Genomic DNA, 26,263 nt, shown 5'->3' with positions numbered 1-26,263 from the left:
TCGGGCGCCCAAGCACTCACCCGGCCCCTCCCCCTCGCCGTCGACCTGCTGAACTCCAGCCACGCGTACGGACGTTGGCGCTAAGTTGAAGGCAGACACCGACCGCGGCACGCACGGCAGGAGACCCCCCATGGCAGACGGCGAGCGCACCCCGGACCAGGACGCGCTGTCCAGGATCGACACCACGGTGCCGCACTCGGCCCGCATCTGGAACTACTGGATGGGCGGCAAGGACAACTACGAGGTCGACCGGATCGCGGGCGACGCCTACCGCGAGCACGCGCCGACCATCGAGACGATGGCCCGCGCCTCCCGCCAGTACCTGATCCGCGCCGTCACCTACGTGGCGGGCGACCTCGGCATCCGCCAGTTCCTCGACATCGGCACCGGACTGCCGACCTACGACAACACCCACCAGGTCGCCCAGCGCATCGCCCCCGAGTCGCGCATCGTCTACGTCGACAACGACCCGCTGGTGCTGCGCCACGCCCAGGCCCTGCTCACCAGCACCCCCGAGGGGCTGACCGAGTACATCGACGCGGACCTGCACGACCCCGAGGCGATCATCGAGCGGGCGGGGAAGATCCTCGACTTCGACCGGCCGGTCGCCCTGATGCTGATGGGCATCCTCGGCCACGTCCAGGACTACGAGGAGGCGAAGTCGATCGTCCGCCGCCTCCAGGCCGCCCTGCCCTCCGGGAGCTGCTTCGTGCACTACGACAGCACCGACACCGACCAGGCGCTCCAGGAGGCCCAGCAGGGCTACGACGACACCGGCGCCGTCCCGTACGTGCTGCGCAGCCCGGAGCAACTGGCTCCCTACTACGAGGGACTCGAGCTGTTCGAGCCCGGCATCGTCTCCTGCCCGCTGTGGCGCCCCGAGCCGGGCAGCAGCCCCGAGCCCACCGACATCCACGGCGGCGTGGCCCGCAAGCCCTGACCCCGGGGGGCGGAACTCACGGGCCGGGCCCGGCCCTACGGCGCCGTACGCAGGAAGTCCGCGAGCGCCTCCAGGAGCCGGTCGACGTCCTCCTCGTCGTTGTACGGGGCCAGTCCGATGCGCAGCCCGCCGGTGTCGCCCAGGCCGAGCCGGCGGGAGGCCTCCAGGGCGTAGAACGCGCCCGACGGGGCCGCGACGGCGCGTCCGGCCAGGTGGCGGTAGGCGTCGACGGTGCTGCGGCCCTCGATGGTCAGCAGCAGGGTGGGGGTGCGCTCGGCCGCGCGCGAGTGCACGGTGATCCCCGGGAAGCGGGACAGCTCCTCCTCGATCCGGCGGCGCAGGACGTCCTCGTGCCGTTCGAGCGAGCCGAAGGAGGCGAGGAGCCGCTCCCGCCGGGTGCCGCGCGCCGAGGGGTCCATCCCGGCGAGGAAGTCCACGGCGGCCCGGGTGCCGGCCAGCAGTTCGTAGGGCAGGGTGCCGAGTTCGAAGCGCTCGGGCACCGCGTCGGACGAGGGCAGCAGCTTGTCCGGGCGCAGGGTCTCCAGCAGGTCCGGGCGGCTCGCCAGCACACCGAGGTGCGGGCCGAGGAACTTGTACGGGGAGCAGGCGAAGAAGTCCGCGCCCAGGGCCGCGAGATCGACCGGGACGTGGGCGGTGCAGTGCACGCCGTCGACGTGGAGCAGGGCACCGCGCTCGTGGGCCAGGGCGGCGATCGCGGGCAGGTCCGGGCGGGTGCCGATCAGGTTGGAGGCGGCGGTGACCGCGACCAGCCGGGTGCGGTCGGACAGTTGGTCCGCGATGTGCCGGGCGGTCAGTTCGCCGGTGGCCGGGTCGAAGTCGGCCCAGCGCACGACGGCCCCCACGGCCTCGGCGGCCTGGACCCAGGGCCGGATGTTGGCGTCGTGGTCGAGCCGGGTGACGACGACCTCGTCGCCCGGCGCCCACGTCCGGGCGAGGGTGCGCGAGAAGTCGTACGTCAGCTGGGTGGCGCTGCGCCCGAAGACGATCCCGGACGGCTCGGCGCCCAGGAGGTCCGCCATGGCCTCACGGGCGGCGACGACGCAGTCCTCGGCGTTGCGCTCACCCGCCGTCGTCGGACCCCGGTTGGACAGCGGACCGGCCAGCGCCTCGGCGACGGCGTCGATGACCGGATGCGGCGTCTGGCTGCCGCCCGGACCGTCGAAATGGGCCCACCCGGCCTTCAGGGCGGGAAACTGCGCGCGGACACCGGCGATGTCATGCGTCACGGAACACTCCTTCGCACGCTCCTGGTGAGGGATGCGTCCCCATGATCCATCGCCCCGCGCCCCGGGGACAGCCCCCTACGTCCTGCGTTCCTCCAGGGCCGTCTGCCAGGCGGGGACCGGGTCCTTGCGGGCCGGTTCGGCGCGGCGGCCGCCGCGGGTGAAGAAGTCGGCGAGGGGCAGGATCGCGGCGCCGACGGTGACCGCGTCCGGGCCCAGTCTGCCCAGGTCGATGGTCACCCGCTCGGCGGGGTGGCGCAGGGCGTAGGCGGTCGCGTGACGGCGTACGGCGGGCAGGAAGCGGGGGCCGAGCTGGAGACCGGCCCAGCCGCCGATGAGGATGCGCTCGGGCTGGAACAGGTTGATCAGGTCGGACAGGCCGGCGCCCAGGTATTCGGCGGTCTCCTCGAGGACGGCGAGCGCCACGGGGTCGGCGGCGGTGCCCTCGGGCGGGTAGGCGGCGGCCAGCAGGGCGGTGAGCGCGGTCTCCTCGTCGATGCCCCGTGGCGGCCGGCCGCCCTCCTCGCGCCACCGGGCGAGCAGGGACTCCGCGCCGGCGTACGCCTCCAGGCAGCCCAGGGCGCCGCAGCGGCAGCGGCGCCCCCGTACCCGTACCGTCAGATGGCCCCACTCCACGGCCCGGCCGCGCTCCACCTCGGGGGTGACCAGGCAGGCGCCGACGCCGGAGCCGAAGAGCACCACGACCGCGTTGCGGGCGCCGCGTCCGGCGCCGAACCACATCTCGGCCTGGCCCAGCGTCTTGGCGCCGTTGTCGATGAAGTACGGCACGCCGTCGGGGAGCCGGGACCCGGCGCGGAGCAGGGATTCCAGGGGCACCGCGTCCCAGCCGATGGTCTGCCCGTGCACGACGGCACCGCGCTCGGAGGTGGGCTCGACGATGCCGGGAACGCCGATCCCGACCCCGAGGAGACGCTCCGGGGGCAGGCCCGCCACGGCCAGCACCTCGGCGATCCCGTCGCGGATGTGGCCGGTGATCACCTCCACGTCGTAGCCCTGGGACTCCAACGGCCTTTCGGTGCGCGCAAGTTCGGTGAGGGTGAGGTCGAACAGCTCGACGCGGACCCGGGTCTCGCCGACGTCCACGCCGATCATGTGGCCGCTGCCCGGCGCGACGCGCAGCAGGGTGCGCGGGCGGCCGCCGTCGGAGTCGACGCTGCCGGCCTCCTCGACGAGGCCGTCGGCGACCAGGTCGGCGACGACGTTGCTGACCGAGCCGGAGCTGAGGCCGGTCGCGGGGCCGAGCTCGAAGCGGCTGAGGGGGCCGTCGAAGTAGAGCCGTTGCAGTACGGCCGAACGGTTGCCCCTTCTGAGATCGCGCACCGTGCGCCCGTTCCGCCCCGCCATGTGGCTCCCTCCCGAACCGTGCCCGAGCTGCAACATACCGCCGCGGGCCGTCCGGGCGCGACTTCTGACTGTCCTTAGTCCACGCAATAAATTAAGAGGTGACGGTAAGCCGACCGATCTCCTCGACGGCGGGGGCCAGTTCGGGGGCGACATGGTCGCGCACCCAGCGGTCGTGATCCGGCTCCAGGGCACGCGGAATCGTCTCGGTGAGCATGATCAGGTAGAGGTAGCTGCGGTACAGGGCGAGCCGCAGGCGGGCGGTCCCGCCGAACTCGGCCCGGCCCCCGGCCGCACGGTAGCCCGCGAGGAAGGCCTCGTCCTCGCGAATGTCCCCGAGCAGCGCGAGCGAGACGAAGTCGGCCGCCGGATCGCCCCAGAACATGCGCTCGCCGTCGATCAGGCCGCCGATGCGGACGCCGGTCGCCGAGCGGTCGAGCAGGATGTTGCCGGGCCACAGGTCGAAGTGGACCAGGCGCGGCACGGCGACCTCGCCCAGGGCTCCGTACGCGGCCTCGGCCGTGCGGGCGATCTCGTCGGCGGGCAGGGGCAGCGTGGCGCCGTAGCGGCGGGCGTCGTCGAGGACGGCGGCGTACATGGCGCTGAAGGCGGTGCGCCAGTCGGGGGCGAGCGGGCCGAGCGCGCCGGAGGGGTAGCCGAAGCCGGGGCCGGTCACCCGGTGGAGCCGGGCCACCTGGCCGCCGAGGCGGGCGCGCAGGTCCGCCGCCTCGGTGTCCGTCACCGACGCGTCCCACGGCTCGCCGGGGCAGGCGGTCATGAGCAGGTGGCGTCGGCCAGCCTCCTCGCCCTCGGTGACCACGCGCGGCGCGGGCACTCCGGCCCGTGCGGCCCCGCGGCAGAACTCGGCCTCGCCGACGAGGAGGTCCGTCTCGTAGCGCAGGGCGGGCGCGGTCGGGGCGGGCGGGACCTTCAGCACGTACCGGGTGCCGTCGGCCAGGCACAGCTCCTCGACGCTGTTGTACGTGCCGCCGCCCAGCGCGCGGAGCCGGGCGAGCCGGCCGGGCGGGACGCCCGCGGCCCGCAGCGCGCGCCGGGCCCGCTCCCAGGACCGCGCCGGCGGCGCGTCCGGGTCACCGAAATCCATTGGACCCCCCTTTCGGTCCCTGCTTACCCTAGCCGCAAAACTAATCCCCTTAGGCAACTTGTCCTGTCGTCCCCCGGAGGCCCGCATGAGATCACTGTCCGAGCAGGATGTGCGCAACTCGTTCGTCAACTGCTCCAAGGGCGAGGCCAAGCGCCTGTCCGTGCCCCGCGACCTCGATGACCGCCCCTGGGACGACCTGGACTTCCTGGGCTGGCGCGATCCGGGAGCACCCGACCGCAGCTATCTGGTCACCGAGCGGGCGGGCCGGCTCATGGGTATCGCCCTGCGCTTCCCCGCCTCGCAGCGCGGGTTCCTGCACCGCAGCATGTGCTCGCTGTGCCTGACCACGCACCGCGGGGGCGGGGTCTCCCTGATGACCGCCCGCAAGGCCGGGGCGGCGGGCCGCGAGGGCAACTCGGTCGGCGTGTACATGTGCACCGACCTGGCCTGCTCGCTCTACGTACGCGGAAAGAAGGTCCCCGACTCCGGCGCGCGCTTCGAGGAGAGCCTCACACTGGAGCAGCAGATCGCCCGCACCACGGCCAACCTGGCGGCCTTCCTCGACAAGCTGTACGCCTGACCGCACCGCCCGGTCACGTTCGGCCCCCGCGCGATCGGGGAACTGCGCAAGGGATGCGGAAGGTACGTGACTGGACCTCGTCCCTGGTTCGGATGGCCAAGCGGCACCGGGACCCCGTGGTCGTACAGGCGCTGCGCTCCACGACCGCGGCGACGATCGCGTATGTGATCGCGTTGCGGCTGAGCCCGGAGCCCGCGCCGCTCACCGCGCCGCTGACGGCCCTGCTCGTCGTCCAGGTGACCCTGTACTCCACGCTGACCACCGGAATCCGCCGGGTGAACTCGGTGGTGGCCGGGGTGCTCGTGGCCATCGCCTTCTCCCTGCTGGTCGGGCTGACCTGGTGGAGCCTCGCCCTGGTGATCCTGGCGGCGCTGGCGGTCGGTCACCTGGTGCGGGTGGACGAGTTCGTGCCCGAGGTGGCGATCAGCGCGATGCTGGTCCTCGGCGTCACCGCCGTGGGCAGCACCGCCTCGGCACGGGTCGAGGAGACACTGATCGGCGCGGTGGTCGGCCTCGGCTGCAATCTGCTGCTCGCTCCCCCGGTGTGGACCGAACAGGCGGGCGCGTCGATCGAGGGCCTGGCCCGCCGTGTGCGGCAGCTGATGCTGCGGATGGGCGAGGAGGCGGCCGGGCATCCGCCCGTGGAGCGTGCCGCGGAGCAGTTGCACGAGGCGCGCCGTCTGGACCACGACATCTCCGACGTGGACGCCGCCCTCCGGCAGGCCGAGGACAGTCTGCGGCTCAATCCGCGGGTGCGCGAGGGCCTGCTGCACCGGGTGGTGCTGCGCACCGGTCTCGACACGCTGGAGATCTGCACGGTCGTGCTGCGGGTGCTGGCGCGCACCTTCACCGACCTGGCGAAGCAGCGGGCTCCCGAGCCGATGTTCTCGCCGCAGACCGGAGCCCTGGTGCAGGAGCTGCTGTGCGAGATCGCCGACGCGGTGGTCAGCTTCGCGGTACTGGTCACCACGGACGTCAGCGTGAGCGCCGAGGAGGCCGAGTCGCGGCTGGCCGCCCAGCTTCGGCAGACGTCCGCCACCCGCGACAAGGTGGCACAGCTGCTGCTGGAGGAGGTGCAGCGGGACGCGAGCCAGTGGCAGCTCCACGGGGCGGTGCTCACCGAGGTCGACCGGATCATCGACGAGATGGACACCGAGCACCGTTCACGCCGGCTCCTGGAGGAGCTGGACCGGCACACCCGCGCCCAGCGCGAGCGCGCCTCGCGGCTGACCCGGCTCGGGGACCGGCTGGGCGCGCCGGTCCGGCAGCGGCGGAACCGCGCGGGCGTCGCGCGGCGTTCTGTGCGACAGGGGCGCGGTCGTACGACGGCGCGGTCCTGCGAGGGAGGGGAACAGGCATGACCGGATCGACGGTGCGGATCGACGGGAACACGCTGCGGCTGCCGGGCGGTGTGGCGGTGCGGTTCATACGCACCCTGCGGCTGCCGGAGAAGGGTACGCATCCGCTGCCGCCGGGGCTGGGCGAGTTCCCGGTCCGGCGGGTGGCCGACTACGCGGACTCGGTGCCCGAGGAGTGGCGGGCGCGCGGCGGTGTGATGCTGCCGGTGTATCTGCGTGAGGCGATGTGGCTGAGCTTCGCGGGCACGAGCGAGCCGGCCGCCCTTCAGGTCGGCGTGGGCAAGGTGTGCGCGGTGTCGGGCCGGCCGTGGAGCGACCGGCTGTCCCGCGACCCGCAGAACTACGTGGTGCTGCCGCGCCAGCCCTGGCTGGACGGCATCAACTCCGGCAAGGGCACGGTGCGCCAGTTCGTCGCCGTGCCGCTGGGCCTGGGGGCGAGCGTCGAGGGCCAGGTCACGGGCGAGGAGGTGTGGGGCGGCGTGCAGATGCAGACGTTCCCGCTGAACCACGCCGAACTGGCCCGGTGGCGTGAGGAGGAGCGGCAGCGCCGGCGTCGGGAGGCGGCCCGGTCGGCCCAGATCTGCGGCGCCGCCCCCATGGCGGCGGCCCCGCCCGCGCCCGGCGCCGCGCCGGCCGCCCCCCGCCGGGCCGCGCCCGCCATGGGGCTCGGCGTCGGCGGCTCCATGCGCCAGGAGGTGTACCGGGACGACCGCCCTCCGGGCGCCTGGTCCGAGCGGCCCGCGGGGCGAGTGTTCGTGCACCTGGTGACGCCTCCGCAGTGGCGCGGCATCACCGGCGAGGCTCCCCCGCCGTCGCCGGTCGACCGCGCCGCGTACACGAGCGCCGGCCTGCCCTGGTTCGACTACTACGACGAGGACGCCGAGGACCTCGCCCCCACCGACTCGCTGTCGGCGGTACGTCCGGCCGGTGACTGGCTCGGCGACGACCACGAGCCGTGGCAGGAACCGTCACCACACCAGGTCCGTCCCCTGAAGGACGCACCGGGCAAGCCGGTGCAGGACGGAGACTGGTAGGCCCACCGGGCGGCTGCCGCCGTACGATCCGGAACACGTCGGCGCGGGCGATCCGCGATGAGCCGCGCGGTGGGTGCGGCCGACCTACGCCGCCCATGGCGGCGCGGGCGATCCGCGAGCCGCCGCGCATCGGCGCGGCCGGGTCCGCGCGTCCACCCGGGACTCCCGGCCCTGCACGGAGCAACGGGCTACCGCCGTACGCATCCGGAACGCATCGACGTGAGCGGGCCGCGAGCCACCGCGCGTCGGCGCGGCCGACCCGGCGCGCACGGCGGTCGCCAGGGCCCCGTTCGCCGGCCTGGCCGGGACCGTGCCGAGTACGCCGCCCATGGCGGCGCGGGCGATCCGCGAGCCGCCGCACATCGGCGCGAGCAGTCCACCCGGACCCGACCGGACCACCCGGCCCTGCACGGAACCGAGCCACCGCCGCACGTACCCGAGACGCCTCCACGCGAGCGGGCCGCGAGCCACCGCGCGTCGGCGCGGCCGGGCCGCCGGGCCGACCCGCCCTGTCCTGCGCGGAGCACCCGGGTCCGGCCGCGGTACGTCGGCGGTGTGCGCCGTCCACGGTCCGAGGGGCCGGTTCGGGGCCCGGTCGGGGCGGCGGCGGTTGTGAGAAGTCGTCGTTGCCCGGTCGCGACCGGAACCAGGGGCCGGCGGTCCCGGCGGGTGCGGCGGTTGGCTGGTCCCGTTCGCCGGTCTGGCCGGGAGCGGCCCGGGGGCCCCGCCATGGTGGTGACGGCGTCCCGTTTGCGTGGGAGCGGTGGGGCGCGTCAAGGTGGCAGTCCACGACCGGACAGCCGACGACCTTGAGGTGCGGGCATGGACAGTGGTGCGAGGGCGTCGCGACGGGGGTCTCCCCCGCTCAGCGGGCGCCGGGAGGCCGGGGGAGGCTGGAGCAGGCGGCAGTTCGTCGGGGCGCTGACGGGAGCCGCCGCCGTGCTGGCGGTTCCGGCGCCGGCGGCACCCCGGACCGGATCCGCGCCCGAGAAGAACCCGCCGGAGGCCGCCGCGAGCGGTCGCCGGCCGGAGGCGAGGCCGCCCGGTCCCCGGCCCCTGTACCTGGGCACCTACACCTCCGCGCCGGGCGGCGGCAAGGGCATCGGCCTGGCGGTGTACGACCCGGTGTCGGGCGCCGTCGGCGGCCGGGGCGCCATCACCGGGGTCGCAGACCCGTCGTACCTCGCCGTGCACCCCGACGGCCGCACGCTGTACGCGGTCGACGAGCGGCAGGCCGGCGGCGTGACCGCGGTACGGCTCGCCGACCGGAGGGTGCTGGGCACCCGGAGCACCGGCGGTTCGGGGCCCTGCCATCTGTCCGTGCACCCGAGCGGGCGCTGGCTGCTCAGCGCCAACTACGGCTCCGGCAGTGTGGCCGTGCACCCGATAGCCGCCTCGGGCGCGCTCGGCGAGCGGGCCGACCTGGTCACCCACACCAGCCCGCGGCCCGGCCCCGGACAGAACGGGCCGCACGCCCACCAGGTCATCACCAGCCCGGACGGCGGCCATGTCCTCGCGGTGGACCTCGGCACCGACACCGTCTACACGTACCGCCTGAACACCCGCACGGGCCGCCTCACCGAGGTGTCCCAGGCGCACACCCGGCCGGGCGCCGGGCCGCGGCAACTGACGTTTCACCCGGGTGGCCGGTACGCCTATCTCGCCAACGAGGCCGACGACACCCTCGCGGTGTGCGGGTACGACCGGTCCACCGGAAGGCTGACCATCGGCGCGACGCAGTCCACGGGCGGGGGCGCGGGCAAGAACTACCCTTCGCAGGTCCTGGTCACGGCCGACGGCCGGTTCGCCTACCTGGCCAACCGGGGCCACAACACCCTGGCGCGGTACGCCGTCGAGGCGGGCGGGGCCCGGCTGAAGCTGCTCGGCACGACGCCGGTCGCGGGAAACTTCCCGCGTCAGATCGCCTTCTCGCCGAACGGCGCGCTGCTGTTCGCCGCGAACCAGAAGTCGAACACGGTCAGCGTCTTCCACGTCGCCCGCGCGAACGGGGCGCTGCGCCTGGCGGGTACGCCGTTCCCCTCACCGGTCGCCGTCTGCGCGCTGCCGCTGTAGGGCGCGCGGGCAGGAGGCGGCGCCCGCCCGGAGCAGCAGGACGTGCATGCGCTCGGTGAGCGCGTCGAGGGCGTCGGCGGGCGCGTGGAACGGCAGGCGCACGTCGCCGTGGGTGCGGGCGCGCTCGATGCGCAGGGTCAGTCCGTGCCGGTCGACGGCGAGCGGCCGGACGCGGACCGCGCCGTGCAGGCTGTCGGGTCCGACCAGCCGGGTCAGCCGCTCCACCGCCTCGGGGTGGGCGTCGGCGAGGTGGGTGAGCAGGCCGGCCTCCGCGAGGGCGAGCGGGTCGGGCACGGCGGCGGCGAACTCCTCGGCGCCGACGACGACCGCGCCGGACGGCTGCCGCAGCACGACACGTGTGGGGTGGAACACCAGGTGCTCCGCGTCGGGGACGAGCCGTCCCGCGAGCCGGAGTCGGGCGCGGATCCGGTCGCGTACGGGGACGGGGGCGACGTCGGCGAACTCCAGGACGGCGGACGGCTCGCCGCGCGGCGCGAAGAAGGCGGCGGCGCGCAGTGCGCTGTCCCCGGGCACGTGCAGCAGGACGCGGCCGTCCTCGGTCACGGTGTGGGCGCCGGCGTACTCCTCCCGCCCGCCCTCCGCGGTCACCGCGCAGGACCAGGCGGCGGCGAGCACGGACCGCGCCCGCTGTGCCGCTCCGGGCTCCGCCGTCCAGGTCTGGCTGTCGTCCATCCCTCAACCCCCTTCTTAGGTTAGGCTTGCCTAAGTTATCGAAGATCGGGGAGTGTGCCAACCAGGCCGGGCGTGTCGGCCGGGCGGGCCGCGACCAGGAGACGGCGCCGGGTCAGTTCTCCGTCGTCCAGTGGGCGGGGCGGGAGAGCGATCCGGGCAGCCGGGTGGCGGCGCTGCCCCGGGCCGCATCGAGCTGCGGCTGGGTGACGAAGATCGCGCCGGTCAGATCGGCGTCCGTCAGATTCGCGTTCCGCAGGTCGGCGCCTATCAGATCCGCGTCACGCAGATCCGCTCCGGTGAGGTCGGCGGCGATCAGGCAGGCTCCGCGCAGACTGGCGCCGCGCAGATCCGCCCCCTTCAGCCGGGCCCCGATCAGGTCGGCTCCCCGCCGGTCCTTCGGCCTGCCCTTCCCGCGCCGCGCACCGGCGCGCACCAGCTCACTGGTGCGCAGCAGCAGGACGTTGACCTCCTGGCGGTGCGCGCCGACGTCCAGCGCGACGAGTTCCCCGGGCGGCAGCAGGGTGAGCTGTTCGGTCCGCTCCAGCGCCCGGCGCAGCTCGCCGTGCACCGGGCGGGCGGCGCTCAGGGTGAGCGCCTCGGTCACGTACCACAGCAGCTCGTGCAACTGCCGCACCACCGGGAAGACCTCGGACATCAGCCGGGCGTCCGCCCCGGACCCCGTGCGCCAGTCCCGTCCGCCGAAGACGACCTGCGAGACCTTCTGCCCCGCGCCGAAGCAGTCGTAGACCGTGCAGCCGGTGAAGCCCTTCTGCCGGAGCCGTGTGTGGATGCCGCACCGGTGGTCGTCCCGGAGGTTCGGGCACGGCTGTCCGGCGGGCTTGTCCAGGGCGAAGTCCGCGGAGGCCGCGAAGGGCAGGGCGACACAGCAGAGCCCGAAACAGCGGGCGCAGTCGCCCCGAAGTCCGCTCCGCTCGTGCCGGGTGTCTTTTCGATCTTGCATGATGTTCAGCCTAATGACCGGCGGTGCGGGCCTTTCATCGCAGGAAGGCGGAGGTGGCCGCCACGAACCGGGCAGGGTCGTCGAGCCACGGGTAGTGCCCCGCGCCGGGCTGGACGACCAGTTCGGCGCGCGGGAAGAGCCCGGCGTACGCGGCCATGGCGGCGGGAGGCGAGTTCAGGTCGACCTCACCGGCGAGCACGAGCACCGGGGAGGTGAACCGGGCGAGCGCCGCCCGGGTGGCGTCCGGGTCGAAGGCGCCGTCGGCGGCGGCCGCGGCCTCGGCGTTCTTCTGCTCGGCGTCGGCGGCGTCGAGGGCCCGGGCCGCCGCGTCCCAGCGGCCGTGGCGGAGCGGGGCGAGCGCCTGCCAGTGGGCGTCCGTCGCACGGCCCGCCGTGATCCCCTCCAGGGCCGCGTACGCCGCCGCGAACCACGGCTCGTCCTTGCGCCGCCGCGCCGTCTCGCGCCGGTCCTCGCCGGTGACCTCGATGCCCACGGCCAGGACGCTCGGCGTGATCAGCGCCAGCCGGCCGACGCGTTCGGGGTGCCGGGCCGCGTACAGCGCCGCCAGGTTCGCGCCGGCGGAGTGCGCGAGCAGGTCCACGCGTTTAAGGCCCAGATGTTCGCGCAGTGCCTCGACGTCGTCGACGAGCCGGTCGCAGCGGCAGCTCGCGGGGTCCCGCGGGACCGCCGATCCTCCGGTGCCCCTCAGGTCGGGCAGCACCAGCCGCCGGTGCGCGGACAGACCGCCGAGATCGCCGAGGTAGCCGGCGGCCCGCATGGGTCCGCCGGGCACGCAGATCACCGAAGGGCCCTCTCCGAGGACGCGGTAGGAGAGCGTCGTCGCGTCGTACGCGGGGTGGGTGGGCATGGCGACGACCCTGTCAGGGCCGGCGCCGCCGGGCAACCGGATTCCCGGACCGGGGCCGGCTCAGCCCTCCCGTACGGCCGTCATGTCCAGGTGCCCGAGCCGTTCGGGGTCGGCCAGGATGTAGAGGTGGGTGATCCGGCCGTCGGCGACGACCACGCCCATCACCGAACTCGGCCCGCCCTCGGGGGCGTTGGCCACCCCGACCGAGCCGTTGACCAGCACCAGACGGGCCGTCCCCGCGTACTGCGAGAAGGTGAGGGCCTGGGCGGCCACCGTCTTCGCCCCGTGGACCACCTTGGAGGCGGCCGCGCCCCGGACCAGCGCGCCGGAGTCGACCCGCAGCACCACGTCCGGGTGCAGGACCGCCACGAGCGCCTCGAAGTCACCGCCGCGCGAGGCCGCGAGGAAGGCGTCGAGCACCTGCTTCTGCCGGGCGAGGTCGGCCTCGGCGGACGGGGTGGCGCCCCGCACCCGGCGGCGGGCGCGGCTGGCGAGCTGCCGGGTCGCGGCGGCGCTGCGCTCCACGACCGGCGCGATGTCGTCGAAGGGCACCGCGAACAGGTCGTGGAGCACGAACGCCAGCCGCTCGTCGGGCTGGAGCGTCTCCAGGACGACGAGCAGGGCGAGCCCCACCGAGTCGACCCGGACCGCCTCCTGCTCCGGGTCGGCCGGGGTCAGGGGCCGGATCACCGGATCCGGGACGAAGGTGTCGTCGATCGGCTCCTCGCGGCGGGCGTTGCGCGAACGCAGCAGGTCGAGGCAGACCCGGCCGGTCACGGTGGTGAGCCAGGCGCCGAGGTTGAGGATGGCGCCGGTGTCCGTGCGGGTGAGCTTCAGCCAGGTCTCCTGGACGGCGTCCTCGGCCTCGGGCACCGAGCCGAGCATGCGGTAGGCCACCGCCCGCAACTGGCCGCGGTGCTCCTCGAAGCTCCGTGCCAGGACTTCCTCGTCACCCGTACCGGACATCTCTTCTCCACCCCGTTCCCCCGTACCTCCCGGGCATCCTAAGCCTCGGGGCACGACCGCGGACCGGCCGATCCGGCCGATCCCGCCGAGCCCGCCGGCGTCAGAGGTCGCCGTGGAGGAGCCCGAGCAGCCGGTCCAGGACGCGGGGACCGCCGGCCCGGACGCCGTCGTGCTCGAACTCGTCGGTGACCCAGGTGCGCAGGCCGCGGATCGTGCGGGCGGTGTCGAGCGCGTGGGCGGTGTCGACGTACATGTCGTCGTGGTAGACGGCCGCGGCGACCGGGACCTCGTTGGCGGCGAGGCGGGCGGGGTCGTACAACGGCTGCCAGTCCGTGCGGGCGGCGAGCAGTTCGGCGGTCTCGCGCAGCGGGCGCAGCGCCGGGTCGCAGTCGAACATCCAGGGGTGCACGGTCTCGCCGGTGAACAGCACCGGCCCGTCGCCGGCGAGGGCCTTGGCGGCGTCGAACTGCGGGAACTCCGCGCGGACCCGCTCGGCCGACCAGGCGGTGGGGCGGGCGTCCTGGCCGTAGATCGCCTCGTGGACGAGGGCGTACAGCGGGTGTCCCGCGTACGACAGCAGGCCCTGGACCTCTTCCTGGAAGGCGTCGGACAGCTCCGGCCCGTTCGGGGTGCGGACGAAGGCGTGTTCGAGGAGGAAGTGGAGGCGGTGGCTGCCGTCGCCGCCGCCGAGCATGATGCCGAGCGACTGGAACGCCTCGACGGTCAGCCGGTAGCCGTTCGGGAGCGCCACGTCGTGGCTGAGCAGGTGGTCGGCGATGCGACGGGCGCGGTCGACGTCCTGGGGGTAACGGGCGTAGTGGGCGGCGACCTTGCGCTCGATGCGCGGGTAGGCGGCCCGGTAGACGTCGTCGGCGTGGGCGTCGAGCGAGGGCAGGCCGCCGGTGATCAGGGCGGCGGCCAGGCCCTCGGGGTGCGTGGACAGGTAGTTCACGGTGCAGAAGCCGCCGAAGCTCTGCCCGAGGACGGTCCAGGGCGCGCCGCCGGTCACCTCGGGGCGGATCGCCTCGCAGTCGCGGACGATCGAGTCGGCGCGGAAGTGCGTGAGGTAGTCGGCCTGTGCGGCGGCGCCGCCGCGCAGGGGCAGGGTCTGCCGGTTGGCGGGCGTGGAGTGGCCGGTGCCGCGCTGGTCGAGCAGCAGGACCCGGTACTCCTCCAGGGCCCGGCCGAACCAGGCCTGCCGTCCGATGAAACGGTTCGCCCCGAAGCCGGGACCGCCCTGAAGGTAGAGGAGCCACGGCAGGTCCTTGCCGGCCTTGTCCCGTGCGACGGCCTCACGTGCGTAGAGCTCGATCGTCTCCCCGGCGGGGTCGTCGTGGTCGAGCGGCACGGTGAAGGTGCGGTCGGTGAGGACGACGCCGGGGTGGCGGTAGCTGACGGTCAAGGGTTCTCCCGGGACGGAGGGTTTACGGCCGCGTCCCAGTTCAGCACATGTTCCTCCGCCGTCCGACCACGGGGATCAGGAATTCGTACTGGACGCGCGGCGGACGCGTCACTGGGTGACCGGCGGGCGACCGGGCAGGCTGGAGCTGCGGACGACCAGTTCCGGCTGGAGCACCACCTGCCGGTGTTCGTGCGCCGCCGGCGCCCCGGTCTCCTCCAGCAGCAGCTCCGCCGCCAGGGCGCCCATGGTGACGGCGGGCTGGCGGACCGAGGTGAGCGGCACGGCCGCGGCGGCGGCGAACTCGATGTCGTCGTAGCCGACGATGGCGAGGTCGTCGGGGACCCGGACCCCGGCCGCGTACATGGACTGCAGCACGCCGAGGGCCAGCAGGTCGTTGGCGCAGAAGACGGCGGTGGGCCGGTCGGCGAGGCCGAGGAGGCGGGCACCCGCGTCCCGTCCGGCGGCCACGTCGAGGCGCTCGGTGGGCAGTTCGCGCAGCGCGTCGGGTCCGAGTCCCGCCTCGGCGAGCGCGTTCAGGGCGCCGGTACGGCGGTCGCGCACCTGGTTCAGGCCGGGCGGGCCGCTGACGTACGCGAGGGAGCGGTGCCCGGCGTCGGCCAGGTGCCGCACCGCCAGCGCGCCGCCCGCCACGTCGTCCACGGAGACCGAGCATTCGGTGGCGCCCTCGGCGACCCGGTCGACCAGGACGAAGGGGATGCCCTGGCGGCGGAGGGCGGCGATGTTGCGGCCGGTGGTGTCGGCCGGGGTGAGCAGGACGCCGCGCACCCGCTGTTCGGCGAAGAGGGACAGGTACTCGGCCTCCTCCCCGGGGCTCTGCGCGCTGTTGCAGACCATCACCCCGAGCCCGGCCGCGCGGGCCGCCCGCTCGGCGCCCCGGGCGACGTCCACGAAGAAGGGGTTGCCCATGTCGAGGACGAGCAGTCCCATGATCCGGCTGCGGCCCGCACGCAACTGGCGCGCGGACTCGCTGCGGACGTAGCCGAGGCGGTCGATCGCGGACTGCACGCGGGCCCGGGTCTCGGTGGCGACGGGTACTGCTGGAGCAGGCCCTGGGTCTGCTGGAAGGACGCCTGCGCGTCGTCGTTGCCGTAGGCGACCTCGACCAGCTCGACGTCCTGGTACTCGGGGTCCTTCAGCTCCTTCATGTAGTCGACCCAGGTGTTCTGGTTCGTCGCGGTCTGCGCGGCGGAAAGGATCGCGATCTCGCCCTTGAACCTGGTCTGCTGTGCGAGCAGTTGCACCTCGATGCGGCCGAGGTCCTGGGCGGACGCCTGTGAGACGAACGCGTTGCGGCAGTCGGGCTTGGTGTCGGAGTCGTAGGTGACGACCTTGATGCCGTTCTTCATGGCCTGCTTCAGCGCGGTGCACAGGGCGCCCGGGTCCTGCGCGGACATGGCCATCGCGTCGACCTGCTGCTGGGTCAGGGTGTTGACGTAGGAGACCTGCCCCGAGGTGTCGGTGGCGCTGGACGGTCCGACCTCCTTGTACTTCTCGCCGAGTTGCTCCAGGGCCTTCCTGCCGCGTTGTCGGCGGAGGTGAAGTAGGGGGTTTGAACTGCTGCCGTTTGACTGCGGTTGGGTGTGCTCTGGCGTGGATGAGTGAGCTGTGCGGTTGTGGTGCGTGGGGTGGGCCTGCAAGGCGCGGCAGGGCGACGGGAGTTCTGGTTTCGAATGCGTGACCTTGGGCCGGGGGTGGTCGTTGGGTGTGGTGGCGGTTCTTCGGCGTCGGGCGGGGGTGTGCTGTGGGTGGGTTGCGTGAGGTGGCGGCGTCGTTCGTGGTGCCCGGTCCGTCCGGGGTGGCGATCCGCTCCGGCCTCAAGGGTCTGACCGGGCAGGACGAGACGGTGCTGCGCCAGGTCGGCGCTCTGCTCGGCTCGCTGGCCTCCGGCGATCTGAAGGCGCGCTGTGCGGCGGGGCTGGAGCACGGCAGTGAGCAGTGGGCGCAGCGCAAGCGGGCGCTGACCGGGCAGTCGTCGTCGCGGTGGGCGGGAAGTATCACCAAGGCCACACACGACCAGTGGGCGCTGGCCCGGCGCGGTCAGCTCGCCCACATCCACAGCCTGCGGGCAGGCGTCGAGACGATCACGCACCGGCTTGCGCAGCCCGTCGGGACCAAGGGCGCCAAAGACGCGCCGGGCGGTTACCGCTCCCGGCGGGAGTGGTTCGCCAAGTCCCGGCGCCTGCATGTGCTTGAGGACCGATTGGAACAGGTGCGGGCCGACTGGGAGGCCGGGCGGGTGCGGGTGGTGCGGGGCGGCAAGAAGCTGCTCCGTACCCGGCACCACCTGAAGGCCGCCGGGCTAACCGAGGCGCAGTGGCGGTTGCGGTGGGGGGCCGAGCGGTGGTTCCTGCAGGCCGATGGCGAGTCCGGGAAACCGCACGGGAACGAGACGATCCGCATCAGCCCGGAGGGAGAGGTGAGTATCCGGCTTCCGGCGGCGCTGGCCAACCTGGCCAACGCGCCGCACGGCCGATACGTGCTCGCCTGCCGGGCCCGCTTCCGCCACCGGGGCGAGCAGTGGGCCGACCGCGTCACAGCGAACCGCGCCGTGGCCTACCGCATCCACTACGACACCGACCGCAACCGCTGGTACGTGACCGCGTCCTGGCAGAACCCGCGCCAGACGGCGGTGCCGCTTTCAGCGGTCCGTGCGGGTGGGCTGGTCGGGGTGGACATGAACGCCGACCACCTGGCCGCCTGGCGCCTGGATCAGCACGGCAACCCCGTCGGCGCGCCCCGCAGATTCGCCTATCAGCTGACCGGCAGCGCACAGCACCGCGACGCGCAGGTCCGGCACGCTCTGATCCGCCTGCTGCACTGGGCCGCTCGCCACGGCCTGGCCCTGGCGATCGAGGATCTGGACTTCGCCGCGGAGAAGACGCGGGAGAAGCACGGCAGAAGGAAGCGGTTCCGGAAGCTGATTTCCGGGATGCCGACCGCCCGGCTGCGGGCCAGGTTGGTGTCGATGGCGGCCGAGTTGGGTGTCGCCGTTGTCGCGGTCGATCCGGCCTACACCAGTCGCTGGGGCGCCCAGCAGAAACCGCTCACGAGTACGACACGCAAGCCGACACGGCATGATGCTGCCGCCGTGGCGATCGGACGACGCGCCCTGGGACACCCGATCCGGCGTCGGACGGCACCGCCCCCACCGCACCGGAGTGATGCGGTGGGGCATCGGACCATCCAGGCCGCATCGGGCATCCCGGGGTGTGAGGGACCCCGCCCCCGCATGCCCGGACCACGGACACGATCCGTGCCGCCCGGATACGGAGCGAAAGCGGGCGACCAGTGTGCCCACTTCGGGGCACGCGGCTGAGCACGAGTCCTGGCAGCAGGACTCACTCCCGCTCAGTCCGTAGGAACGGTTGTTGACCTGCTTGGGCAGGAAGCCGACGGTCAGGCCCTTCTTGGTCGGGGCGTTTGGGTCGGCCTTGCCGGCCGGGGAGGCGGCCGCGCCGCCGAGGTGCCCGCGCTGCGGTCGGTCGTGGACGCGGGCGACACCGCCTTCCTCGCGCCCGACCGGATGCCGGAGCGGATCGCGGCGGCCTGCAAAGCCTCGGGACAGCCGGTGCCCGGCTCCCCCGCCGAGATCACCCGCTGCGTCCTCGACTCCCTCGCCCTCGCCCACCGCCGGGCGGTCGCCGAGGCGCAGCGGCTCGCCGACCATCCCGTGGACGTGGTGCACCTCGTGGGCGGGGGGCCCGCAACGCCCTGCTGTGCCGGCTGACCGCCGACGCCTGCGGGCTGCCCGTGGTGGCCGGGCCGGCCGAGGCGGCGGCCCTCGGCAACGTCCTGGTGCAGGCCCGGGCGCACGGTCTCGTCGGCGACCGGGCCGGGATGAGGGCCCTGCTCGCCCGGACGCAGCCGCTCGTGCGGTACGAGCCCGGCGGCGACGCGGCGGCCTGGCGCGCGGCCGAGGCCCGGCTCACCGCCGTCACCCCATGAGCCGGTGCACCGTGAGCCGGTCCTCGCCGGGCCGGGGGCCCGGGGCTCCGCCACGCCGGAGGCCGGGATCTCCCGGCGTGCCCCTCGCCCGAATACTCCCGCCACTACGCTGAACGCGTGTGGGCGGTGCCCATCACCCGTCCGACGACCGACGACGAGGAGCCGCGATGCGCGTCGCACTCTTCCTGACCTGCGTCAACGACACGCTCTATCCGGACACCGGGCGCGCGACGACGAGGCTCCTGACCAGGCTGGGCGTGGAGGTGGACTTCCCGATGGCCCAGACCTGCTGCGGACAGGCGCACTACAACACCGGCTACCGGCATGAGGCCGAGCCGCTGGCCCGGCACTTCGCCGAGGTCTTCCGGGACTACGAGGCGATCGTGACACCGTCCGGTTCCTGCGGCGCGATGGTGCGGGAGCTGTATCCGCGCATGGGCGCCAGGGCACGGGCCGAGGGACGCGGGGACGGGCTCGCGGCGACCCTGGCCCCCGTGGTGCCCAGAACGTACGAGCTGACGGAGTTCCTGGTGGACGTGCTCGGCGTGACGGACGTGGGCGCGTACTACCCGCACACGGTGACGTACCACCCGACCTGCCACGGGCTGCGCGGCCTGGGCCTGGGCGACCGGCCGTTGCGGCTGCTGCGCGCGGTGAAGGGGCTGGAGCTGGTGGAGCTGCCCGGGGCCGAGGAGTGCTGCGGCTTCGGCGGCACCTTCGCGGTGAAGAACCCCGACGTGTCGGCGGCGATGGGCGCCGACAAGGTGCGCAACGCCGAGTCGACGAGCGCGGAGGTGCTGTGCGCGGGCGACAACTCCTGTCTGATGCACATCGGCGGCACGATGGCCCGCCTCGGGACCCGGATGCGCCCGGTGCACATCGCGGAGATCCTGGCCGGCACGGAGGAGGAGGCCGCGGCATGAGCGCGACGTTCCTGGGCATGCCCGGCTCGCCGTTCCCGCCCTTTCCCCGGGCCGCGCACGACGCCGTGCGCGACATCACCCTGCGCGGCAACCTGCGCCACGCCACGCACACCATCCGCGCCAAGCGGGCCGCGGCCGTGGCGGAGATGCCGGACTGGGAGGCGCTGCGCGAGGCGGGCCGGCAGATCAAGGACCACACCCTGCGCCATCTGGACCGTTATCTGGTGCGGGTGGAGGAGGCGGTCACCGCCGCGGGCGGCACCGTCCACTGGGCCGCCGACGCCGAGGAGGCCAACCGGATCGTGGCCGCACTGGTCAAGGCCACGGGCGAGAGGGAGGTCGTCAAGGTCAAGTCGATGGCCACCCAGGAGATCGGCCTCAACGAGGCCCTGGAGGCCGAGGGCATCCGGGCCTACGAGACCGATCTCGCCGAGCTGATCGTGCAGTTGGGGCACGACCGGCCCTCGCACATCCTGGTGCCCGCGATCCACCGCAACCGCGGCGAGATCCGGGACGTCTTCCGCTCCGAGATGGGCGCGTGGGGCCGCCCCGCCCCCGAGGGGCTGACGGACACGCCCGCCGAACTCGCCGAGGCCGCGCGCCTGCACCTGCGGGAGAAGTTCCTGCGCGCCAAGGTCGGCATCTCCGGCGCCAACTTCGTCGTCGCCGAGACCGGCACGCTGGTGGTGGTGGAGTCCGAGGGCAACGGGCGGATGTGCCTGACCCTGCCCGAGACGCTGATCTCGGTCGTCGGCATCGAGAAGATCGTGCCCACCTGGCGCGACCTGGAGGTCTTCCTCCAGACACTCCCCCGCTCCTCGACGGCCGAGCGGATGAACCCGTACACGTCCATGTGGACCGGCACCACCGACGGCGACGGACCCCGGAGCTTCCACCTGGTGCTGCTGGACAACGGCCGCACCGACACTCTCGCCGACGAGGTGGGCCGTCAGGCCCTGCGCTGCATCCGCTGCTCGGCGTGCCTGAACGTCTGCCCCGTCTACGAGCGGGCCGGCGGACACGCCTACGGCTCGGTCTACCCCGGCCCGATCGGCGCCATCCTCAGCCCCCAACTGCGCGGCACGGCAAGCGAGATCGACGCCTCGCTGCCGTACGCGTCCTCCCTGTGCGGCGCCTGCTACGAGGTGTGCCCCGTCGCCATCGACATCCCCGAGGTGCTGGTCCACCTGCGCGAACGCGTCGTCGAGGGCGGCCCGGTGACGCGGGCGGGCAACAAGGTGCTCCTCAAGCCGGCCAAGGGGCACGCCGCCGAGCGCGCGGCCATGCGCGCGGCCCGCTGGGCCCTGACCCGTCCCGGCGCGCTGCGCGGCGGCCAGCGGCTCGCCTCCCGCACCCGCCGCTTCCACCCCCGCACCCTGCCCGGCCCCGGTCGGGCCTGGACCGGGACCCGCGATCTGCCGCCGGTGCCGGCGGAGCCGTTCCGCGACTGGTGGCAGCGCACGCACGGGGGCAAGGAGGGCGCGAAGTGAGCAGCAGGGACCGGATCCTGGGCCGGGTGCGGCGCGCCCTCGCGGACGTACCGCCGGACGACGTGCCGTACGAGCGGGCGGTCTCCCGCGACTATCTGCGGCAGCACGGCGAGCGGAGCACCGAGGAGACAGTGGACCTGCTCGCCGAGAACCTGGCCGACTACCGGGCGATCGTGCACCGCTGCGACGCCGACGCGCTGCCCCGGCTGATCGCCCACCTGCTCGGCGAGAGGGGCTCGAAGACCGTCCTGGTGCCGCCCGGCCTCGAGGAGGACTGGCCGGCCGCCATCGAGGTCACCCGGGTCGCGGACCGGCCGGACAGCACCCCGCACGAGCTCGACCGGGTCGACAGCGTCGTCACGGGCTGCGCGGTCGCCGTCGCCGAGACCGGCACCCTCGTCCTGGACGGCTCCCCCGACCAGGGCCGCCGCCGGATCACACTCGTCCCCGACCACCACATCTGCCTGGTGCGCGTGCCGGACCAGGTCGTCTCCTCCGTGCCGCAGGCACTGGACCGCCTTGACCCGGCCCGCCCGCTGACCTGGATCTCCGGGCCCTCAGCGACCAGTGACATCGAACTGGACCGGGTGGAGGGCGTCCACGGGCCTCGCACCCTGGAGGTGGTGCTGGTGAGCGGGGAACGACCGGCTACCCGCCGCCCGGCTTCGCGTACCGCTGTGCCATGACGCCCGCGAAGTCGTACAGCACGACCTGCTCGTCGCCCACGACCCAGGCGTCGTGTCCGGGCGAGCAGACGAAGACGTCGCCCGGCCCCACCTCGGCCTCTCCGCCGTCGTCCATGGTCAGGTGCATACGGCCCCGGACGACATAGCAGTCGTGGTGGACCAGGCAGCTACGCGTGCCGGCGATCGGGCCGACCGACTCGGACCAGCGCCAGCCCGGTTCGAAGGTGGCCACGGCGAAGTCGAGCCCCGTGAGGTGGACGGCTTCGAGGTGCCCCCGCGGAAAATCGCGCCGCTCGTCCGGCTTCTCGACCGTCTTCACTTCCAGCATGACGGTCATCTCCCTTCCGGCCGTGATCCCTGCGAACGGGGCCGGTCTCCGTCCCCGCGCACCCACGCACGCCACCAGCGGGGCCGAGCCCCTCGCTCTCATCGTCTCCCCGCCGAGGGGCCCTCGCCATTCGACGCCGAGGGCCCGCCCGGCGCCCGGGCTGCCCCGGCCACCCGCAAGGCAACAGGCTTGGGCAGGGCCGGAGTTCAGCCGGTGCCGTGGTGGCGGCGGATGCTGTTGGCCACCTCGTTCTGTTCGGTCTCCCACCAGGGGCGGACGAGTGCGGGGGCGGATGCCGGGGCCTGTTCGCCGGATGGTCGGGGCGGGGTGGCGACGCGGGCCAGTTCCTGGTCGAGGCGGCGGTCGAGGGCGGCGTTCTGGATGCGTTCGGCGCGCGCCCACTGGGCCAGGATCGCCAGGATGAAGGGGAGCGCGACCAGTTCGGCGATGCTGAGCATCGCGCCGCCGCCGATCTGCTGGTCGTGGTGGACGTCCGTGGCCCAGGTGGGCGCGTGCTGCTGGTACCAGGCCCCCGCGATCAGCGTCCCGTGGGTCATCACCACGACTCCCGGCACCGCGTCGACGATGCCGTCGAGGAACACCAGCGCGGCCCGCACCGGATGCGTGCACCATGCCGGCAGCGCCTGCTCGTGGGTGAGCACCGGGACGACGAACAGACAGCCCGCGGTGAGCAGATGCAGGTACATCAGCTCGTGCAGCCAGCCGACGCGCAGCGCGGTGGCGAAGTACGGGGTGAAGTAGACGACGAGCTCGGTGGCGAGTACGAGGGCCGTGCTGACCAGGGGGAAGGTGAGCAGGCGCACCGCCCGGCCGGCCATCGCCCGCCGGACCCGCTCCGCCCGGTCCTCCGGCAGCGCCTCCACCGCGAGCCGCAGCGGGTCGCCGAGGGCCAGGCCGAGGGGCGCGACCAGGTCCAGCAGGATGTTCTGCACGGCGGCGGGCCAGAACAGGACGTGGTCGTACACGGCCAGCGCCGACATCGTGGCCACCACCAGCGTGCCCAGACCGAGCAGCACGAAGGCGGCGGTGCGGGCGGGCGACCAGCTCCCGCCCCGCCGCCGCAGCCGCAGCACGCCCCAGCCGTACAGTCCGCCCAGGACGGCCACCACGACCAGCGCCGGGACGTCGACCTGCCACGAGGACAGCAGACGACCGAGCGTCGGCTCGGCGAGCTGCCCGGCCGACAGTTCGGTCACCGCGTCAGGAATCATGCGTATCGTTCTCCATTCACCCAAGGGGGACGAGTCGGTTCATGCCCGCAGCGGACGGTAGCGGTCGGTGGCCGTGCCCGGGGCGGCGGGGTGAGGTGTCCGGCGCGTCGCGCTCGCGGGGTGCCGCGCCCGCGGAAAGGGCCTCTCAGCAGGGCGAACCGTCCGGGAGCCGGGTTTCCGAAGGCACCACGGAGGCCGGCGGGACCGCGCCCGAGGGCGTCCTGGCGCTCCGGCCGAGTGGCGACTTCTCACGGATTCCTCACCGCCGGCTTACCGGGACGACGGCCTTCGGCGTCCACGCGAAACAGTTGAAATCGCCCTGAACAACGAAGGTCCCCCAGATGGAAACCTGTCCGTAACCACAAAGTTCCTGACAACTACGCGCGTTGACTCTAGGCTGCGGCCAGTTGCCCCCTCTTTCCCCCAGTCCCACCAGGAAGGCACCATGTCGCCGACCCACTCCCGCCGCCCGGCTCCGCGAAGAATCGTCGTCGCGGCCCTCGCCGCGGCCGCCACGCTGGCCACCGCCGGCGCCCTCGTCGCGGCGAACCCCGCGCAGGCCGGCCCCGACGCCGACTCGGCCCCGCTGAAGGACCTCCAGCTCCTCGCCATCAACGACTTCCACGGCAACCTGGAGCCGCCGGCCGGTTCCTCCGGCCGGGTCACCGAGCGGCAGGCCGACGGCACCACGAAGGACATCGACGCCGGCGGCGTGGAGTACCTGGCGAGCAGCCTGCGCACCGCGCGCAAGGGCCACGACCGGTCGCTGACCGTCGCCGCCGGCGACATCGTCGGCGCCAGCCCGCTGCTGTCCGGCCTCTTCCACGACGAGCCGACCGTCGAGGCGATGAACAAGCTCGGCCTGGACGTCACGGGCGTGGGCAACCACGAGTTCGACGAGGGCAAGGACGAGCTGCTCCGCCTCCAGAACGGCGGCTGCCACCCGGTCGACGGCTGCTACGACAAGGGACGCACGTTCAAGGGTGCCGACTACCCGATCCTGTCGGCCAACGTGATCAACGAGAAGACCGGCAAGCCGCTTCTCAAGCCGTACGTCGTCCAGAACGTCAAGGGCGCGAAGGTCGGCTTCATCGGCGTCACCCTCAAGGGCACCCCGGACGTCGTCACGGCCGAGGGCGTCAAGGGACTGAAGTTCCTCGACGAGGCCGAGACGATCAACAAGTACACCAAGGAACTCCAGCAGCAGGGCATCCACGCGATCGTCGCGCTCGTCCACGAGGGCGGATACCCGGCTTCCTCGGCGTACAACTACGACTGCGACGCGGGCGGCGGCACCGGCCTGAGCGGTCCGATCGTGGACATCGCCAAGAAGGTCGCGCCGGAGGTCGACGCCCTCGTCACCGGCCACACCCACAACGCGTACGTCTGCTCCATCCCGGACCCGGCGGGCCACCCGCGCCTGGTGACCAGCGCCGCCTCCTACGGCCGGCTCTTCACCGAGCTGAACATGAAGTACGACCCGCGCAGCGACGACATCGTCCGCGCCACGGTCAAGGGCTCCAACCGCGTCGTCGACCGGACCCAGTCCAAGGCCGCCGACCTGACGCAGCTGCTCGACTACTGGCAGACCCTGGCCGCGCCGGTCGCCAACAAGCCGATCGGCTACATCACCAAGGACATCACCCGCAACGGCTCCGTCGAGTCGCCGCTGGGCGACCTGATCGCGGACGCGCAGCTCGCGCACGCCAAGTCCCTGGACAGCCGCGCCGTCGTGGCGCTGATGAACCCGGGCGGCATCCGCGCCGACCTGGTCTACGCCGCCTCCGGCAAGGAGGGCGACGGCGTCGTGACCTTCGGTGAGGGCTTCGCGGTGCAGCCGTTCAGCAACACGGTCAACCTCAAGGACCTGACCGGCGCGCAGCTGGTCACCGTGCTGAAGCAGCAGGTCAGCGGCAGCAACGCCGCCGCCCCCAAGTACCTTCAGATCTCCAGCAGCCTCACCTACACCCTGGACCTGACCAAGACGGGCGCCGACCGCGTCGTCGAGGACTCCATCCGGGTGGACGGCAAGCCGGTCGACCCCAACGCCACCTACCGCGTCGCCATGAACTCCTTCCTGGCCGACGGCGGCGACGGCTTCACCGAGTTCGCCAAGGGCACCGACCAGCTCGTCGGCAGTGACGACCTGGCCGCCCTGGTCGACTACCTGACGGCGAACACCTCGGCCGCCGCGCCGTACACGCCGACGGCCGCCAACCGCGTCACCGTCGTCAAGTAACCACCGTCACACGGACAGCAACCCGAGCAATCGGACGAGGGCGGGCCCTTTGGGGCCCGCCCTCACGCTTGCCCGCGAACGGTGCGGGCGGCCCGGCCGGGCCGGCGCCGGCTCGGTGCCCCGGAGTGCCGGAGGCGCCCGCTCGACGACCCGGCACCGGGCGAAGGCGGCCCCCGACGGGGGCGCCGCCCCGACGACCCGGCGTCGGTCGAGCCCGCGCGGGCCCGGGGCCGGCTCGATGCCACCAGCGCGGCGGAGCACCCGCTCAACGGCCCGGCGCTGGGCGAAGGCGGCACGACGTCCCGACACCCGGCGGACGCGCCGCACCGACGGCCCGGCGTCGGGGCGGCCCGTTCCCCCGCCCGGGCCGGGGGGAGCGACTCGATGCCCCATCGTGTCGGACGTGCCCACTCGACGACCCGTCGCCCGGTGCAGGCGGTCCCCTGACCCGGCGCCCGCCGGGAGCGCCGCCCCGACGGCCCGGCGTCGGCGAAGGCGGCGCGGCGTCCGGCGGACGCGCCCACTCGACCTCGACGACCTGGCGCCCGGCGAGGGCGCCCCCGACCCGACGCCCGGCGGGGACACCCCCAGCCCGGCGTCGATGGAGCCCGCGCGGGCCGGGGGCCGGCTCGATGCCCCAGCGTGGCGGAGGCATTCGCTCCACGGACCAGCGTCGGCGAAGGCGGCTCACCGGCCCGGCGTTCGGCGGAGGCGCCCGCTCGACGGCCTGACGGTCGGCGAAGGCGGCCCCCGACCCGACGCCCGACGCAGGCGCCCCGGAAAAGTTACTTCTTGCTTGCCTCGTGAACCGAG

21 protein-coding genes and 2 pseudogenes are annotated in these 26,263 nt (G+C 73.7%); 11 read left to right on the top strand and 12 right to left on the bottom strand.

Translation table 11 applies throughout. The annotated features are described in order from the left end of the window. The first annotated feature begins 130 nt into the window (after positions 1-130). Positions 131-940 (top strand): SAM-dependent methyltransferase, encoded by an 810-nt coding sequence (locus ACF09J_RS26945; protein ID WP_392308026.1) that lies wholly within the window; start codon positions 131-133, stop codon positions 938-940. Positions 941-975: 35 nt separating this feature from the next. Here ACF09J_RS26945 and ACF09J_RS26940 read toward each other — a convergent pair whose 3' ends face one another. The 3 genes from ACF09J_RS26940 to ACF09J_RS26930 all read right to left on the bottom strand — a co-directional run bounded on the left by ACF09J_RS26940 (position 976) and on the right by ACF09J_RS26930 (position 4,651). After that, the gene (locus ACF09J_RS26940) at positions 976-2,187 is read right to left on the bottom strand and encodes a cysteine desulfurase-like protein (protein WP_392308025.1); all 1,212 of its coding nucleotides are present in this window, start codon (positions 2,185-2,187) and stop codon (positions 976-978) included. A 75-nt stretch (positions 2,188-2,262) separates the two neighbouring features. Continuing rightward, positions 2,263-3,549, bottom strand: a complete 1,287-nt coding sequence (locus ACF09J_RS26935) for an ROK family protein (RefSeq protein ID WP_392308024.1) — start codon at positions 3,547-3,549, stop codon at positions 2,263-2,265. A 91-nt stretch (positions 3,550-3,640) separates the two neighbouring features. Then, the gene (locus ACF09J_RS26930) at positions 3,641-4,651 is read right to left on the bottom strand and encodes a phosphotransferase family protein (RefSeq protein ID WP_392308023.1); all 1,011 of its coding nucleotides are present in this window, start codon (positions 4,649-4,651) and stop codon (positions 3,641-3,643) included. A gap of 85 nt (positions 4,652-4,736) precedes the next feature. Here ACF09J_RS26930 and ACF09J_RS26925 point away from each other — a divergent pair, with 85 nt between their 5' ends. From ACF09J_RS26925 to ACF09J_RS26910, 4 genes are all read left to right on the top strand, one after another. Continuing rightward, a complete protein-coding gene (locus ACF09J_RS26925; protein WP_392308022.1) occupies positions 4,737-5,231 on the top strand; it encodes an FBP domain-containing protein in 495 nt (164 codons plus the stop codon). A gap of 53 nt (positions 5,232-5,284) precedes the next feature. Continuing rightward, complete coding sequence (locus tag ACF09J_RS26920; protein WP_392308021.1) at positions 5,285-6,592, top strand: aromatic acid exporter family protein; 1,308 nt, start codon at positions 5,285-5,287, stop codon at positions 6,590-6,592. Next, positions 6,589-7,623: a hypothetical protein gene (locus ACF09J_RS26915; RefSeq protein WP_392308020.1), complete on the top strand. Its 1,035-nt coding sequence runs from the start codon at positions 6,589-6,591 to the stop codon at positions 7,621-7,623. Before ACF09J_RS26920 ends, ACF09J_RS26915 begins: the two co-directional genes overlap by 4 nt. Positions 7,624-8,445: 822 nt before the next feature. Further along, positions 8,446-9,696 (top strand): lactonase family protein, encoded by a 1,251-nt coding sequence (locus tag ACF09J_RS26910; protein ID WP_392308019.1) that lies wholly within the window; start codon positions 8,446-8,448, stop codon positions 9,694-9,696. Here the strand turns inward: ACF09J_RS26910 and ACF09J_RS26905 are convergent. The 7 genes and pseudogenes from ACF09J_RS26905 to ACF09J_RS26875 all read right to left on the bottom strand — a co-directional run. After that, complete coding sequence (locus tag ACF09J_RS26905) at positions 9,664-10,389, bottom strand: DUF2470 domain-containing protein (RefSeq protein WP_392308018.1); 726 nt, start codon at positions 10,387-10,389, stop codon at positions 9,664-9,666. The two genes, ACF09J_RS26910 and ACF09J_RS26905, sit on opposite strands and share 33 nt — an antisense overlap. A 112-nt stretch (positions 10,390-10,501) precedes the next feature. Then, entirely contained in the window at positions 10,502-11,350 is an 849-nt protein-coding gene (locus ACF09J_RS26900; RefSeq protein ID WP_392308017.1) for a pentapeptide repeat-containing protein, read from the bottom strand. Between the two features lie 34 nt (positions 11,351-11,384). Beyond that, on the bottom strand, positions 11,385-12,218 hold the full coding sequence (locus tag ACF09J_RS26895; protein WP_392308016.1) for an alpha/beta fold hydrolase: 834 nt from the start codon (positions 12,216-12,218) through the stop codon (positions 11,385-11,387). A 60-nt stretch (positions 12,219-12,278) separates the two neighbouring features. After that, on the bottom strand, positions 12,279-13,184 hold the full coding sequence (gene sigJ / locus ACF09J_RS26890; protein WP_392308015.1) for an RNA polymerase sigma factor SigJ: 906 nt from the start codon (positions 13,182-13,184) through the stop codon (positions 12,279-12,281). 100 nt (positions 13,185-13,284) lie between these two features. Next, positions 13,285-14,586, bottom strand: coding sequence for an alpha/beta fold hydrolase (locus tag ACF09J_RS26885; RefSeq protein ID WP_392308014.1), 1,302 nt, complete (start codon positions 14,584-14,586; stop codon positions 13,285-13,287). A 108-nt stretch (positions 14,587-14,694) separates the two neighbouring features. Further along, positions 14,695-15,765: a LacI family DNA-binding transcriptional regulator gene (locus tag ACF09J_RS26880; protein ID WP_392308142.1), complete on the bottom strand. Its 1,071-nt coding sequence runs from the start codon at positions 15,763-15,765 to the stop codon at positions 14,695-14,697. After that, a pseudogene (locus ACF09J_RS26875) lies at positions 15,693-16,244 on the bottom strand (substrate-binding domain-containing protein); the annotation flags it as partial. The gene ACF09J_RS26880 and the pseudogene ACF09J_RS26875, both read right to left, overlap by 73 nt. A gap of 104 nt (positions 16,245-16,348) precedes the next feature. Between ACF09J_RS26875 and ACF09J_RS26870 the strand changes: the two are divergent. From ACF09J_RS26870 to ACF09J_RS26850, 5 genes and pseudogenes are all read left to right on the top strand, one after another. Continuing rightward, positions 16,349-17,923 (top strand): IS200/IS605 family accessory protein TnpB-related protein, encoded by a 1,575-nt coding sequence (locus ACF09J_RS26870; RefSeq protein ID WP_392308013.1) that lies wholly within the window; start codon positions 16,349-16,351, stop codon positions 17,921-17,923. 138 nt (positions 17,924-18,061) lie between these two features. Next, positions 18,062-18,552 (top strand): annotated as a pseudogene (locus ACF09J_RS26865) (FGGY-family carbohydrate kinase); the annotation flags it as partial. A gap of 167 nt (positions 18,553-18,719) precedes the next feature. After that, complete coding sequence (locus ACF09J_RS26860) at positions 18,720-19,475, top strand: (Fe-S)-binding protein (protein WP_392308012.1); 756 nt, start codon at positions 18,720-18,722, stop codon at positions 19,473-19,475. Further along, complete coding sequence (locus ACF09J_RS26855; protein ID WP_392308011.1) at positions 19,472-20,965, top strand: LutB/LldF family L-lactate oxidation iron-sulfur protein; 1,494 nt, start codon at positions 19,472-19,474, stop codon at positions 20,963-20,965. The genes ACF09J_RS26860 and ACF09J_RS26855 overlap by 4 nt, the downstream gene beginning before the upstream one ends. After that, positions 20,962-21,651: a lactate utilization protein C gene (locus ACF09J_RS26850; protein WP_392308010.1), complete on the top strand. Its 690-nt coding sequence runs from the start codon at positions 20,962-20,964 to the stop codon at positions 21,649-21,651. Before ACF09J_RS26855 ends, ACF09J_RS26850 begins: the two co-directional genes overlap by 4 nt. Here the strand turns inward: ACF09J_RS26850 and ACF09J_RS26845 are convergent. Continuing rightward, entirely contained in the window at positions 21,614-21,979 is a 366-nt protein-coding gene (locus ACF09J_RS26845; RefSeq protein WP_392308009.1) for a cupin domain-containing protein, read from the bottom strand. The genes ACF09J_RS26850 and ACF09J_RS26845 overlap by 38 nt on opposite strands. 206 nt (positions 21,980-22,185) lie before the next feature. Next, positions 22,186-23,211: a cytochrome c oxidase assembly protein gene (locus ACF09J_RS26840; protein ID WP_392308008.1), complete on the bottom strand. Its 1,026-nt coding sequence runs from the start codon at positions 23,209-23,211 to the stop codon at positions 22,186-22,188. 445 nt (positions 23,212-23,656) lie between these two features. Here ACF09J_RS26840 and ACF09J_RS26835 point away from each other — a divergent pair, with 445 nt between their 5' ends. Further along, positions 23,657-25,450: a bifunctional metallophosphatase/5'-nucleotidase gene (locus ACF09J_RS26835; protein ID WP_392308007.1), complete on the top strand. Its 1,794-nt coding sequence runs from the start codon at positions 23,657-23,659 to the stop codon at positions 25,448-25,450. Positions 25,451-26,263: the final 813 nt, after the last annotated feature.

Origin of the sequence: Streptomyces sp. NPDC014889, from assembly GCF_043081205.1 — a bacterium.
Lineage (GTDB): Bacteria > Actinomycetota > Actinomycetes > Streptomycetales > Streptomycetaceae > Streptomyces.
This window is presented reverse-complemented; position numbering and strand designations above follow the sequence as displayed.